The 13796-nt window shown below is 39.8% G+C and carries 11 protein-coding genes; 8 read left to right on the forward strand and 3 right to left on the reverse strand.

Features of this window, described 5'->3' with window-relative positions; translation table 11 throughout:
- Positions 1-94: 94 nt before the first annotated feature.
- The 5 genes from PLE34_RS12855 to PLE34_RS12875 all read left to right on the forward strand — a co-directional run bounded on the left by PLE34_RS12855 (position 95) and on the right by PLE34_RS12875 (position 8428).
- Positions 95-682 (forward strand): RNA polymerase sigma factor, encoded by a 588-nt coding sequence (locus PLE34_RS12855; RefSeq protein WP_324557607.1) that lies wholly within the window; start codon positions 95-97, stop codon positions 680-682.
- A gap of 182 nt (positions 683-864) precedes the next feature.
- A complete protein-coding gene (locus PLE34_RS12860; RefSeq protein WP_324557608.1) occupies positions 865-2127 on the forward strand; it encodes a FecR family protein in 1263 nt (420 codons plus the stop codon).
- A 228-nt stretch (positions 2128-2355) separates the two neighbouring features.
- Entirely contained in the window at positions 2356-5673 is a 3318-nt protein-coding gene (locus PLE34_RS12865; protein WP_324557609.1) for a SusC/RagA family TonB-linked outer membrane protein, read from the forward strand.
- Between the two features lie 10 nt (positions 5674-5683).
- Positions 5684-7078, forward strand: a complete 1395-nt coding sequence (locus PLE34_RS12870) for a RagB/SusD family nutrient uptake outer membrane protein (RefSeq protein ID WP_324557611.1) — start codon at positions 5684-5686, stop codon at positions 7076-7078.
- Positions 7079-7099: 21 nt separating this feature from the next.
- On the forward strand, positions 7100-8428 hold the full coding sequence (locus tag PLE34_RS12875) for a TlpA family protein disulfide reductase (protein ID WP_324557613.1): 1329 nt from the start codon (positions 7100-7102) through the stop codon (positions 8426-8428).
- Positions 8429-8461: 33 nt separating this feature from the next.
- On the opposite strand, the gene PLE34_RS12880 is transcribed toward PLE34_RS12875, so the two are convergent.
- From PLE34_RS12880 to PLE34_RS12890, 3 genes are all read right to left on the reverse strand, one after another.
- Positions 8462-8788: a hypothetical protein gene (locus tag PLE34_RS12880; protein ID WP_324557614.1), complete on the reverse strand. Its 327-nt coding sequence runs from the start codon at positions 8786-8788 to the stop codon at positions 8462-8464.
- Between the two features lie 82 nt (positions 8789-8870).
- Positions 8871-9314, reverse strand: coding sequence for a MauE/DoxX family redox-associated membrane protein (locus PLE34_RS12885; protein ID WP_324557616.1), 444 nt, complete (start codon positions 9312-9314; stop codon positions 8871-8873).
- Between the two features lie 185 nt (positions 9315-9499).
- Positions 9500-10429 (reverse strand): helix-turn-helix transcriptional regulator, encoded by a 930-nt coding sequence (locus PLE34_RS12890; protein WP_324557617.1) that lies wholly within the window; start codon positions 10427-10429, stop codon positions 9500-9502.
- Between the two features lie 254 nt (positions 10430-10683).
- Here PLE34_RS12890 and PLE34_RS12895 point away from each other — a divergent pair, with 254 nt between their 5' ends.
- The 3 genes from PLE34_RS12895 (at position 10684) to PLE34_RS12905 (ending at position 13788) form a co-directional block, all read left to right on the forward strand.
- Positions 10684-11529, forward strand: a complete 846-nt coding sequence (locus PLE34_RS12895; protein ID WP_324557618.1) for an RteC domain-containing protein — start codon at positions 10684-10686, stop codon at positions 11527-11529.
- Between the two features lie 414 nt (positions 11530-11943).
- Positions 11944-12252: a helix-turn-helix domain-containing protein gene (locus PLE34_RS12900; RefSeq protein WP_324556691.1), complete on the forward strand. Its 309-nt coding sequence runs from the start codon at positions 11944-11946 to the stop codon at positions 12250-12252.
- Between the two features lie 81 nt (positions 12253-12333).
- Complete coding sequence (locus PLE34_RS12905) at positions 12334-13788, forward strand: DUF3945 domain-containing protein (RefSeq protein ID WP_324557620.1); 1455 nt, start codon at positions 12334-12336, stop codon at positions 13786-13788.
- Positions 13789-13796 lie beyond the last annotated feature (8 nt).

The following is a 13796-nucleotide window of genomic DNA, read 5'->3' on the forward strand; positions in this document are numbered from 1 at the left end:
TTTGTAAATGTAGTAAAGGTCAACCAAAAATGTGTAAAAGTCAACATGTTTTTCTTGGGCTCGTTAACGTCAATTCTTAGGTTGCTGCTACGGGATGGAAGCAGACAAAAACAGAACAACAAGGAATGAGTATGCCATCGCCTTTCAAAATGGCGATGAAAAGGCGCTTGCCTTCTTTTTTAATGAATTTTATTCCGCTCTTTGCATTTATGCAGCATACTACACCCATAATGAGGCGTCGGCGCAGGAGGTTGTTTCTGATGCTTTTGTGAAAACCTGGCGGCAACGCAGCCAGTTTACCAATGCAGGCTCCATCAGAGCCTACCTGTATACCATTGTACGGCACGATGCAGCAAGCTGGCATCAAAAAGAAAACCGTATTATCCGGCTCCATCAAAATAGCCAGGAGTGGCGCAAGGATGCGGTTGAAGAAAATGCTTTTGATATAATTGTAAGAACAGAAGTAGCCCGTTACCTGCACCAAACATTAAATATTCTTCCACCCAAATGCAGGAAAATATTTCAGTTGCTTTATATAGAAGGTAAATCTATCCCCGAAATTGCAGAACAATTAAAAGTGGCGCAAAGCACTGTACGCACTCAAAAACTATTGGGCTTGGATACCCTCCGCAGAAAAATTATATTTCCCTATCTGCTACTTTTATGCTGGCTTATAAAATAAAGTGCAGCTTTTCTTAGACGTTTATCTCCTGTATCACCTCTTTATTACGAAAAGGAATTCGGGATTAGTATTGTCGGGTACATTGGTTAACTTAATACCATGAAACAGCGTATGAAAAACCTTTTCATGCGAAATGTTAATGTGAATTTCCAACCGACCCCAAAAAATAAAATATTAGAAGGATGAAGCAAAACGGCTATAATTATTCTGGTGATGAATCATTTCCGCGGGGCGATCCTTATCGTGTAGCCTACCTTATTGCGGGATACATACAACAATCGCTCACCGAAAAAGAACATGATGAGTTAGACGACTGGGTTGCAGCAAGTGATGATAATAACAGGCTGTTTGGAGAGCTTACAGATGAAAAGAATATTGAGGCTGTTCTTTCCAAAATGAAAAAATTAAATCCCGGTGCAGCGTACCAGGATCTGCGGCAAAGATTAGGCTTGCCGCCGGAAAAGGTAAAAAACTCCGGTAAATTATGGACATACGCCGTTGCTGCGTCTGTAGTGCTGGCAGTATCAATTGCGGCCTACTATTTTTCATCTCAACCATCCAATAATTCAAGCGCGCCAGCAATTGCCGTTACAGAGCAGGACATAGAACCGGGAGGGAACAAAGCCACACTAACGCTCTCGGATGGCGCTGTTGTAGATATGGAGGGCGCCACCACCGGCGCGATCAAAAATGAGTTTGGGGTTACCATTAATAAATCAGCCGATGGCGAACTGGTATATGCATCCAGTACAACAACAGAAATCCCGGCTAAATACAATACGCTGACTATACCCAATGGCGGCACTTTTAAAATAGTACTGTCAGATGGTACTACGGTGTGGCTCAATGCTGCTTCATCCTTAAAGTACCCCGTTGTATTTACGGGAAAGCAACGGGTAGTGGAACTTACGGGGGAGGGATATTTTGAAGTTGCCTCCTCCGTTGCTCTCAAAACGAATGAAAAGCGCTCCTTCGTTGTTAAAACCGGCAATGCGCAAATTGAAGTATTGGGCACGCACTTTAATATTAATGCTTATAAAAACGAAGGATCAATAAAAACCACTTTATTAGAAGGCAGTGTCAGGATGCATGGTGCTAAAGGAAACCAGGCGAAAGTGCTAAAGCCGGAACAGCAGGGCATTTTAACACCCGATGGAACATTAACCGTTTCAAATAACGTAAGCACCGATGAAGTAGTAGCCTGGAAAGAAGGATTATTCAAATTTAAGGATACTGATATTAAGATGATCATGCGGCAGGTAGAAAGATGGTACAATGTGCCGGTAGTATATGATGGTGGAATCAACGGCCATTTTAATGCTACAATTTCGAGGAATGTTCCGGTATCAAAATTATTGCATTACCTGCAACTCACCGGTCATGTACAATTTAAGATAAGTGATAGTAAAATTATCGTAAGCCATACATCACAAAAAGAAAAATAACTGAACACTATGATATTTTATCCCGTGAAATAACCACCGGAGGTTGACCCGAGAAAAAAATTGGCCAGTAGTGGTGGAACACTGCTGGCCGGTGTCCGGATCAACCCGTTTAAAAATTTTGAAGGATCTCTAATTGCTTAACCCGAACAAATCAAAGCTATGCAACTAACAGCTTATGGCAAATTATTTTGCCCGCTATTGCCATTCATTCGTAAAACCTTATCGCGTATGAAATTAATAGCACTATTGCTTACTACTTTTTGCATGCTGTTTACAGCAACGCTGCATTCCCAAGATATTACGCTTTCGGTTAAGAATGTTTCCATGCAGGAAGCCCTGAATGCTATTGAAAAACAAACGGATTACCGGTTTGTGTATGTAAAAGAACAAATCGAAAAAGCCGGGTTAGTAACTATGGACGTAAAACAAGTGCGGCTCGAAACGGCCCTGATCCAATGTTTTGAAGGGCAACCCTTATCCTACGTAATCGAAGACCGGTTGGTCATTGTCCGCAAAAAGGAGCAAACAAAAGATCAACCGGTTTTACATGACGTTAAAGGTCGTGTAACCAACAAAGAGGGCACGCCCCTGGCAGGCATAACGGTAAGAGTGAAAGGAAAGGATATTGCAACCGCTACAGACGGGAACGGGGAATTTAATTTGAAAGGAATTTCACCAACTGATATTCTGATATTTAGCGGCGCGGAAGTGGAAACGAGAGAAGTTGGCCTCAATGGAGGGAATTATTTAGCCATCACTTTGGCTCAAAAGGTGAACAACCTGGACGAGACTATTATCATTGGATATGGAACAACAACAAAACGTTATAATGTTGGAAGTGTAACTAAAGTTAGTTCAGGCATAATTTCTACCCAGCCGGTAGCAAATCCTCTCAGCGCTTTACAGGACAGGGTGCCAGGATTATTGGTAACTCAGACAAGTGGAGTGCCGGGATCTTCTGTGTCCATACAAATCAGGGGGCAAAACACCCTTAATCCCAATCCTATGCTTAATAATATTTCACCAAGAGACAACCCTTTATTTATCATAGATGGCGTTCCCTTTGCACCACAAAATGATAATATTAATCAATTTAATTCATTGGCTTCGCCAGGGGGCAATGCCATATACGGAAATCCACATGGTGGTATAAGTGCATTCAACAGTATTAATCCCGCAGATATTGAAAGTATCGAAGTTTTACGAGATGCTGATGCCACTTCGATTTATGGTTCGCGTGGCTCAAATGGTGTCATTTTAATCACAACCAAAAAGGGTAAAGCAGGTAAAACCAACTTTTCAGGAAATGTATATAAAGGCTGGAGTTCGGCTACTCGAACCATGCAAATGTTGACAACTGAACAATACCTTGCTATGCGAAATGAGGCATTTAAAAATGATGGAATTATTGCTAACATTACTCCCGGTACACGGGGATACGCTCCTGATATCAAAGTTTTTGACAGTACAGCTTATACTAATTGGGAGGATTACTTTTTAGGGAACACTGCCAGTACATTTGATGCCAATGCAAAATTAACGGGAGGATCACTCTCTACTCAGTTTCTGATTGGGGCAGGCTTTCACAAGGAATCCTATATTTTGCCAGGTGACTTTAGCCATATACGTGGCTCATTTAATTTGCATTTAAACCATGCTACACAAGATAAAAAATTCAATATCGAAATTTCAGCAAATTATTCAACAGATAAAAATAACTCAGCCAATGCTCAAAACGCGCTCACGGCATTCACCTTACCTCCAAATCACCCAGACCTTTTAAACACAGAAAATAAACTGAGATGGGACTATGATGGAGTCGTCATTGATAATAAACTGGCTTATTTAAAAAGAAAGTATTCTATTCAGAATTCAAATTTAATTGCCAGTTTAAATGCATCATACCAAATAACCCCCGGATTAAAAATTAAATCCAACGTTGGTTACAGCACGATTAACAGTAATGAAATAGTTCAGGTTCCAAAAGCTTCACAAAATCCAATATACACCCCTAGGGGAAGTGCTGGTTTTGGAAATAATAATTTCGTTTCATGGATAGCAGAACCTCAGCTTGAATACAGAATTAGATTTTTGAGTGGAACACTTATTACATTATTGGGCGGCACCCTGCATCATACTATTAATACCCTTTCCCAGATAAACGGTTCAGATTACGCTAATGACGCTCTTTTAGGATCTCCCTCGGCGGCAGGAAATGTAACTGTGCAATACAACAAAACCCCTTATAAATATGTGGCTGGATTTGCAAGGCTAAACTACATTCTTCAAAAAAAGTATATACTGAATCTAAATGCCCGGCGTGATGGCTCAAGTCGTTTTGGACCAGGAAGACAGTTTGGTAATTTTGGCTCTGCAGGAGCCGGATGGATATTTTCGGAAGAGTCTTATATTAAAAAAATTAAACCAATTAGCTATGGAAAATTGAGGGCGAGTTACGGCATTACAGGTAATGATAATATCGGGGACTACCAATATATTCAGCAATGGCTCCACACCGGAAATCAATATAATAACTATGAACAAATTATCGGCTATATTCCCGGAAATCTCTACAACCCGGATTTTAGCTGGTCTTCCAATAAAAAACTTGAATTAGCAGTTGAAATTGGATTATTAAAAGATAGAATTATTGGTTCTGTGGCATGGTACAGAAACCGGAGTTCAAATGAATTAGTAACCTATAATTTGCCATCCCAGACAGGGTTTTCTGGAGTGACTGCAAACTTTCCCGCAGTGGTAGAAAACAAAGGTTGGGAAATAGATTTCCAGGCAACGCCTGTGAAGAATCTTAATTTTCAGTGGACCACTTCTATCAACCTCAGTTTTCCTAAGAACAGGTTGGTACGTTTCCCAGGAATGGAATCCTCCAGTTATGCCACAATATATGTAATTGGACAATCTGTAAATGTCCTGAATAAATTTAAATATCTTGGAGTAGATCCCGCCACTGGTATCTATTTATTTGATTCTAAAAATGGACCAACAAGTACGCCAACAAAATATAAAGATGATGTCATTATCGGTGACCTCGATCCGGATTTTTTCGGTGGCTGGAGCAATTCGATTAGCTATAAGAGTTTCTCTATTCAGGTATTTATCAATTTCAGAAAACAATGGGGTGCTAATTATCTGCAACAAATTAATAATTATCCTCCCGGATCATTGCAAATTAATCAACCGTCGGAGGTAATGAAAAGATGGCAAAACCCCGGAGATATTACATCAATCCAAAAATTTACCAGCCGGTCCAGCGGAAATGCAACATCAATTGCAGCCAACAGGTTCACTAATTCGAGTGGTGCTTATTCCGACGCTTCATTTATCCGCTTAAAAACTGTTTCAATTTCATATGGATTACCCAAAACAATCCTTAGCCGTTTCCATATGCAACAAGTACAAATGTATATGCAATCTCAAAATCTGGTAACTATTACCGGCTTCAAAGGCAATGATCCGGAGACTCAAAGTTTCTACGGAATACCGCCACTCTGCACCATTGTAATAGGACTTCTGTTTACCTTATAATAGCTGGAATATGACCCAACATAAATATAATATTCAAACTCTACTTTTCACTTTCTTAATGTTTTTATTAAGCTTTTCATGCAAAAAAGCTTTAAAGATTGAACCGTCTTCTAACATACTCACACCAGATCAAATTTTTTCAGATAGTTCCCTGTCAACGGCCGCAGTTGTGGGCATCTACATTAATATGATGAATTATTCTACCCAGTTCAAATTTGGCAATGGAGGAATAGGCTGTTTTGGTGGATTATCTGCCGATGAATTGTACTCTACCACTCAGGATCCAAGCGAACAGGAACTGTATTCAAATGGCATCTCACCGGAAAATAACACGATCAATGCCTCTCTCTGGCAGCAAGGCTTTCAATTACTGTATCAGACAAATGCCTGCATTGAACAGTTAGAAGCTACCCAACTGCTCGCGTCATCGGTTCAAAATCACTTATTGGGAGAATGTAAGTTTATGCGAGCATTTATTTATTTCTACCTGATAAATATCTATGATGAAGTACCTTTGGTTTTATCAACTGATTATACGGTAAATGCGCTGCTTCCAAAAACTCCTTCTACAAAAATCTATGAACAAATAATAAAAGATCTCCAGGAAGCACAGTCCACTATTTCAGTCAATTATATTTCAGCAAATAGGGCCCGTCCCAATAGGGCTACAGTTGAGGCGCTATTAGCCAGGGTTTATTTGTATCAACAAAACTGGACATTGGCCGAACAAGCGGCTGACAATCTCATTGATAACAATGAATACGAACTTGAGAATGAACCAGACCGTGTTTTTCTTTCTGCCAGCAGAGAAACTATATGGCAGATGCAACCTGTTCAAACAGGATTTGAGACAGCCGAAGGATTTCTATATGTACCTTATGTTTCTACAATTATCCCCAACTATATTGTTAGCGATCAATTGATTAAGGCCTTTGAGCCAACTGACAAACGCAAAACATTTTGGCTTAATAGTAATGATTTTGATGGACAATTTTATTTCTATCCTTTTAAATATAGGTTAGGGTATGACGGAACTGAGACTCCTGAAGAATTCCTGAAAGTATTCAGGCTTGCTGAAATTTACCTGATCAGGTCTGAAGCAAAGGCACAGCAAAATAATCCTGGAGGCGCCTTAGATGACCTTAATAAAATTCGGTTACGCGCAGGCTTGGTTGCATTTAATTCATCAAATAAAGATGAAATCCTAAAAGCGATTGAACATGAACGGCAAACGGAGTTATGTTTTGAATGGGGGCACCGATGGTTTGATCTTAAAAGAACCGGTTTAATAAATGAAATATTAACAACAGTAAAGCCCGGATGGAAACCTACCTCGGCAACTTTTCCTATCCCATTTGGTGAGTTGCAATCTAATCCAAATCTTTCTCAAAATCCGGGTTACTAATTATAAACGCTTTTTCTAATCATGAAATATTATACAAAATTAATTGGGTATTTACTTATTCTATTAATTGCTAAGATCACGTACTCCCAATCCACGCAGTTGAAAATAGGAGATACAATACCATTAGATATACACTTTCAGGTAAAAAAAAATGGATTTAAGTCAATGCATCATTTTTCCGACTTTAAAGGCAAAGCGATTTTGATCATATTTTGGAATAAGCATTGCGTAGATTGCCTTGCTGAAATGCCTGAAATATTAAATTTTCAAGAAGCTTTTCAAGAACGACTGGAGATTCTTCTGGTAACAACCGATGATGAAGCGGATATTCAAAAACATTGGGAAATATTCGAAAGGCGGAAGGTCAAACCAAATTGGGTTGCAGCAGGTAAGCAACTATCAATAGTAGCTGGTGATAAATCAATATCCCAACTATTCCCTCATAAAGGGGTACCAACACATGTTTGGATAGATAGGGACTTTACGTTCAAACACATCACTTATAGCAGTTCAACTTCAAAGGAAAATATAGCACTGTTTATTGAAAATAAGCCAGTTCGCCTGGATGAGATAAATTACAAACCCATAGAAATAGATAACTCCTGGAGTTGGATAGAGTCTGAACCTGAAAGTCTCGTTGAGTATTCACTGCTAATGAAAAGAATTGATTACGGAGCTGGTGGAGGAAGTTCCAGTAAAGAAATTTACGATTCTGCAAAAGGTACACTTAGTGGAATTATGTGCTTAAACAAAACGATGATAGAACTATATAAAGTGGCTTATCGAAAACAGCTCATGGGAAATTTAAGAATACCTGACAATAGAATACAGACAAGTGAAAACATAATTGAGAATAGCACACCACCTGAAGATTTTTCAAAATATTTTTCCTGGGCCTATCAACACACTTATTGTTATGCTGCACAATCCAATAAACCAGATAAAGGAAATTTTTATCTTAAGATGCGAAAAGATCTGGACGATTATTTTGATTGTCAGAGTAAGATAGAAAACAAAGTGGTTAAGTGCTTGATTTTAAAAAAGTCGACAAGAAAAACTGTAGAAATTCCAGCATGCGATACATCCGGTAGAAGACTATCAATTCAAAATGGTAATTCAAAAGATTTATACCTAAAACTGATAAATTTTCTTCCCCGCGATTTCAATTCACCTGTATTTTTATCAGGTGTAGAAGGAGATGAAAATGTAACGTTGAATATTAGTGTAAAAACCAGCGATCCCCAGAAGGTTCTCCTGTATTTGCGAAAATCCCTCAATTCTCATGGGTGGGATATTGCTGAAGAAAACAGGATACTGCCGATACTGGTTATTACTAAAAAGGAGGAGTAAGGAAGCATATTCCTTATTCCCCTCCTTATTCAATTACAGAGTACCTCTTGGATTTCCTTCGGCCCTAATATCCTGCGTTCCATTCAAATGTGTTCCACCTGTAATTTGTGTTGTTTCGAAACCCACTACACAATTATAGCCTGACCCGGTACAACTACCAGCCGGAGGCATACTACTTGCAGGAGCCAAAAAATTCACCTGGCTGTCGTCTAAGGTTTCATCCAAACCATTTCCTGCTTTTACCTGGAACCAAACATAGTTAATAAGATTTTCTTTTTCATGCTGGGAAGGAGGAATTGAAAATGCAGAAATTACAATCCCTGCAACAATGGCACTAATTCCTAATGCATACTTTTTCATGTTTGTAAAGTTTAATTATTAAAATTCTACCTACTCTTTTCTACAGGTTTTCGGCTACCCCTGCCCATAACTGTGGCCACAGCTACCGGGAATTTATTGCAATCAGATATTTGTTTCTTTGATGGATCAATAATCCCACCGCTGCTATAATCGTCAGCGTGATATTGAAAAAAAGATGTTGGGTCCAACTGATTTTTTCCAGTATTCCACCGCAAGAGCAAGGTAAATGGGGTACAAACAGAATCATGTAACCCAGGTAGCCGGTTAATAGCAACATTAAAATAAGGGAGGCTGCAAATCCCCATAACCGATACTGGGGTATGAATAATAAAAGAGCGGTCAATAACTCGATAGCAGGTAGGCTGATGGCGAAAAAATGAGCGTGTGAACTAATCAATGGAGATGATTTCAGTACCAGTGTAAATTTTTCAAATGCCGCCAGCTTGCTAATAGCAGCATATACCCATATCAGTATCAATAACGCGGAAAGTATTTCTGAGACTGTGTTACCAAACTTTGCCCTCATAAAATGGAGTTGAATGGAGTAAGGAATTAATTCCGCTGCTAAGTCCTCAAACAATCTGTCGCTTCTGTTACAATGTAAAGCTGCAAAGAATGTGGAATTGTTTTTTGTCAAAAACATTCGAAATTGGGAGCAAAAGTTTCGAAGGTGGAAGGGGGATGAAGTTAAGTAAATTGATGGTACAGCCTTCATTTATTTGCAATCCGAAAATCCCGTGGCGTTATTTTAGTACGTTTGCGGAATGCCGTTATGAAACTGGTTAACCTGCTATAACCGGTAAGTCGGGCAATTTCCTTTTCAGGCATATTGGTTGTAATGAGCAATTGTTTTGCTCTTTCCAGGCGGGTGTCCAGGAGCTTCTCAAATAAACCAGTTCCAATGATTTGCCTGAAACCCTTTTTCAACTTAAACTCATTGATCCCAAACTGCCTGGAAATCTCAGGGATGGAAAAATGCTCGGTATAGTTATTAGTAATCATGCTGTTGATAGCGTATATATTATCAAGGTCCTCACTGCTGAAAGTGGGTGGTGGATTGTTTTTTTCGTAAGCCAGGGCCATAAACAGCAATTCCCTTACTTTATTCTCATAAAAAAAGCGCAACAATTCCGGTTGATAATCAGCGGTAAACATGTCATAAACAATGTCCGACATTTGAGGCGTAAAGGCGCGTGGTTTCTCTTTAAGCTTTAGTGTTGCAGGCTCAATACCAAGTGCTGAAAGTAATTCGGTAGCGTAATAGGTACAGAACATGCGATATTCTTTTCCTTTCTCCAGAAACAACTGAACAGTTTGGTCATTACTTCCCAATAAAATAAACTGGCCCGGTTTGACAGTAGTTGTTATATCGTCTTTAAATCTAAACGCCTCTTTCATCGCCCCAATTAGCCGGATCCCTCCGGCAGGCTCCCGGGAGTATATTTCATGGTCGGTGTATGACCGGGCAAGCGCATAATGAACCGTGCAGAAAGCGGTCTCATATTCCTGTAAAAATAGCGAACCCAACACGCTATGGTGTGACCGCAGGCTGCCGCCTTTAAGCTGTGCATCCAGGTTCCTGCCGGTAGCAGGCGTAAGTGCTAATGGAATATTTTCATCCCTGAACAATTCTATATGCATAATATTCGGAACGCTGATGAATAAATTCAATCAAAAGAGTGCAGGCGCCCTAATGCCGTTTAAACAATATAGGCATAAAAAAAGTAGTGACATGCTTTTATTCTTATCATATATCATTTAAGCCTGCCTTAACGGCGCTTTAAGGCTGGGTCGCTCCCGGTTGCGAAACAAAAAGTCCGAGTCTCAATAGTCTTCTGTAAATAAAATTGAGCCATTTGTATTATTTTAAGGTTTATTAATCCTTAACCTACTATATGCTACCCTACACCACTAAACTTTATGACAGGCTCGCATACCTGTTAAATGAAATTCATAATGATTCATCTAATCCCATTCAGCAAGCCGGACGCAGTATCAGGGTATGCGAGCAGCATATCGGTGAACTTAAATTATATATAAAACAGGTGCATTTCAAAGACTCGTCCGAAGAAATTCAGTTTTTCAAAGAGATACAACCGAAGTTCTATTGCCAGTATATTTATCATGTCAAGATTTTCAGCATAGAAGCCAACCGCCCTATTGGAAGTGATAAAGTCCAGCGAAAATATCTGTTGCATTACATGCAGCGTATACAATTCTTTTTTGATAACAATCTTGAATTTTACCAATATTTCAGAACAGGAGCCACACATTTCGATGACGTTTATTTTACCAGGGGAAGCCGCGCTGCTCCAATAATTCCAGATGCATTGAGTCTGTTTTTTGACAATGATTTCTGTACTGTTCATAGTTACAAAGCGGCCAAACTGTTTGCCAATGAATTATTGATGGATTATCTAAATACCGCCCTACTGCAATTAAATAACATGGCTCAGGAGCCTATAAGCGCTGCTGTATTACCGGTTACGCTCAAATGGAGCGCCTCTAAGGTTTCGCTTATTGAATTGATATACGCTTTACAGAGTACCGGAGCCTTTAAAAATGGATTGGCGGATGTAAAACAAATCGTATCCCTATTTGAAATGGTATTTGATATCAGTCTTGGCAATGTGTACAATGTTTTCCAGGAAATGCGGATGCGCAAAAAAAACAGGACGTGTTTTATTGACCTTTTACGCCAGAAATTAATTGAGCGGATGGATGAGGCGGACGATAGGTGAGCCATGCTTCGTTGGCAGAATATAGTTCAGATACCCGACACCCCAGGCTGCTGGTATTTTTTAAATATGATTGTAAGTGTAAGTGAATGCTTGAAAAATAATTTCTCCCGACTCGGGAACAACTATTGAAAAACCGCTTTTTTATGTATTCATATTTGCATAACAAATCAGAACAATGCTGAATAAGATTACCTGGAGCGATTATGTGGTTGTTGCCAAATCTCCTTTATGGAGAATTTCCATACTACTCCCTTTGTCCCCGTTCAGCCATTCAAATCCAGAGGGGTCCAAAAAGGTACAGCATAAAGTTGGACTTGACAGGACGCTATCGGGATTGTTCTTTTGCTATCAGATACGGCCGCATTGCTGGTTACAGAGACCAGCATTTCAATGGCGGCTGCAAAAGCAAATCGTATGAATATAGACCGGATGGAATTTGTTGCATGGATGGAGCGGATCATGGAGCGCTTCGATATTCTCAGTGAACATCTTATCACTGAACAAAAGAAGTTGCAGGTTGTTGATGGTGAAGAGCTGATGGATAACCAGGATTTGCTCCAGATGCTGAAGATCAGTAACCGCTCCCTTCAGCGCTATCGTTCATCAGGAAGGCTGCCCTACTATAGTATTAGCGGTAAACTGTATTATAAACTATCGGATGTCCATCAATTTATCCGCGATAGTTTCAATAAACCTGTACAACCAGCCAAAGCCATAAAATGACAAGGGATGCCAACAGGCGACAATTTCTTAAAATCTGTATGCATCCACTCTATTTTTAGCAAACAATAAAATATTATAACGATGAACGAACAAAATGTACAGCAGCAGTCATCACCTGATCAGTTAACAGATATACTTCTTGTTCTGGATAAAGAAAAAAAGAAAATCCAGGCCGTAAAAGGTATTGACAAAAACGGCGGGCTGGAAACAGTAGAACCCAACGGGAAAAACAATAGTGAGTTCATGCGGGTGGATAAGCATGGAGATATATTCTCCAACTTCTTTTCCAATTTTCTGCGACAATTAAAGAACCCAACCCGGTTTTCATTTTTTAAAGTGCCTGCACCCATCGCCGTTGATACTGCCACAGAAATGCAAAAACATATTGATACTCCAACTAAAGAAGGTGAACAACTGCTGTCAAAATACGAAGTGAAAACAGAACTAAAGCAGGAGCAGTCACAGCAGAAAAATCATCAACAGGAAAATACAAACAACATGGAAACAACAACACAAACAAAACCGCAGAACGGAGAGTACCGCTACACGCCGCAGCAGATAGATTGGGAAACGATGTCCAATCTTGGATTAAGTAAGGAAAGGCTCGAAAAAATGAACCTGCTCGATCCTTTGCTAAAAGGCTATAAAACCAATGAACTGGTACCTGTCAGCCTGAATCTTGGTACAGCTATTACCCGCATGGATGCAAGGATTTCACTGCAACCCGGTGATAATGGTCAGGCGGTAGTAGCTATCCATGGAATAAGAAAAGAGCCACAACTGAAATTTCCATTTTTCGGACATGCGTTTACAAAGGAAGACAAAGACAACCTGCTCAAAACCGGTAATATGGGGCGGGTTGTTGATCTTACCAACCCCAAAACCGGGGAAATCATACCATCTATCATCAGTGTTGACAGATTAACCAATGAACTGATTGCTTTGCGAACTGATAAGATGAAAGCCCCTGATGAAATTAAAGGTGTAAAACTGGATGAACTGCAAAAGCAGGTCTTGCAGGAAGGTAAACCGCTCTATATTGAAGGTATGATCTCCAAAAAAGGAGACCTTTTTAATGCTACCGTACAGTACAATGCAGACAAGCGTTATGTAGAGTTCCTGTTCAATAATAACCTGTCTGATAACGTACAGCAAAACCAGGGCAAGGATGCTCCGAGATTTATACGGGGTAAAGAGTTGGATGATAATCAATACCAGCGGTTTAAGGACGGACAGACTATTTACGTTCCTGATTTAAAAGATAAGGAAGGCAAAGAATACAAAGGTTACCTGACGTTCAACAAAGAGACAGCTAAAACCGAATTCTCTTTCAGCGACCCCAACAAGCTGCGTGAAAAAGTAAAACCGACGGAAGAACACAAAACCCAGACAGCCGTAAACTCCGAAGGCAAAACCAACGAGGCTACTAAAAATATCAAAGAGCCGCTGAAGTCAGGGCAAAAAGAGCCGGATAGCAAAAAACAGCAGGAGAAACAAACGCAGAAACCTGCCAAATCCAAAGGCAGAAAGATTTAGCAAATAAT

It is taken from the genome of Agriterribacter sp. (assembly GCF_035445465.1).
Taxonomy (GTDB): Bacteria; Bacteroidota; Bacteroidia; order Chitinophagales; family Chitinophagaceae; genus Agriterribacter.

What these genes read in the sequence shown, in the direction of transcription:
- PLE34_RS12875 (WP_324557613.1), top strand. Translation starts at nt 7,100, where the DNA reads ATGAAATATTATACAAAATTAATTGGGTATTTACTTATTCTATTAATT.
- PLE34_RS12900 (WP_324556691.1), top strand. Translation starts at nt 11,944, where the DNA reads ATGAATATAGACCGGATGGAATTTGTTGCATGGATGGAGCGGATCATG.
- PLE34_RS12885 (WP_324557616.1), bottom strand. Translation starts at nt 9,314, where the DNA reads ATGAGGGCAAAGTTTGGTAACACAGTCTCAGAAATACTTTCCGCGTTA.
- PLE34_RS12895 (WP_324557618.1), top strand. Translation starts at nt 10,684, where the DNA reads ATGCTACCCTACACCACTAAACTTTATGACAGGCTCGCATACCTGTTA.
- PLE34_RS12865 (WP_324557609.1), top strand. Translation starts at nt 2,356, where the DNA reads ATGAAATTAATAGCACTATTGCTTACTACTTTTTGCATGCTGTTTACA.
- PLE34_RS12890 (WP_324557617.1), bottom strand. Translation starts at nt 10,429, where the DNA reads ATGCATATAGAATTGTTCAGGGATGAAAATATTCCATTAGCACTTACG.
- PLE34_RS12860 (WP_324557608.1), top strand. Translation starts at nt 865, where the DNA reads ATGAAGCAAAACGGCTATAATTATTCTGGTGATGAATCATTTCCGCGG.
- PLE34_RS12870 (WP_324557611.1), top strand. Translation starts at nt 5,684, where the DNA reads ATGACCCAACATAAATATAATATTCAAACTCTACTTTTCACTTTCTTA.
- PLE34_RS12880 (WP_324557614.1), bottom strand. Translation starts at nt 8,788, where the DNA reads ATGAAAAAGTATGCATTAGGAATTAGTGCCATTGTTGCAGGGATTGTA.
- PLE34_RS12905 (WP_324557620.1), top strand. Translation starts at nt 12,334, where the DNA reads ATGAACGAACAAAATGTACAGCAGCAGTCATCACCTGATCAGTTAACA.
- PLE34_RS12855 (WP_324557607.1), top strand. Translation starts at nt 95, where the DNA reads ATGGAAGCAGACAAAAACAGAACAACAAGGAATGAGTATGCCATCGCC.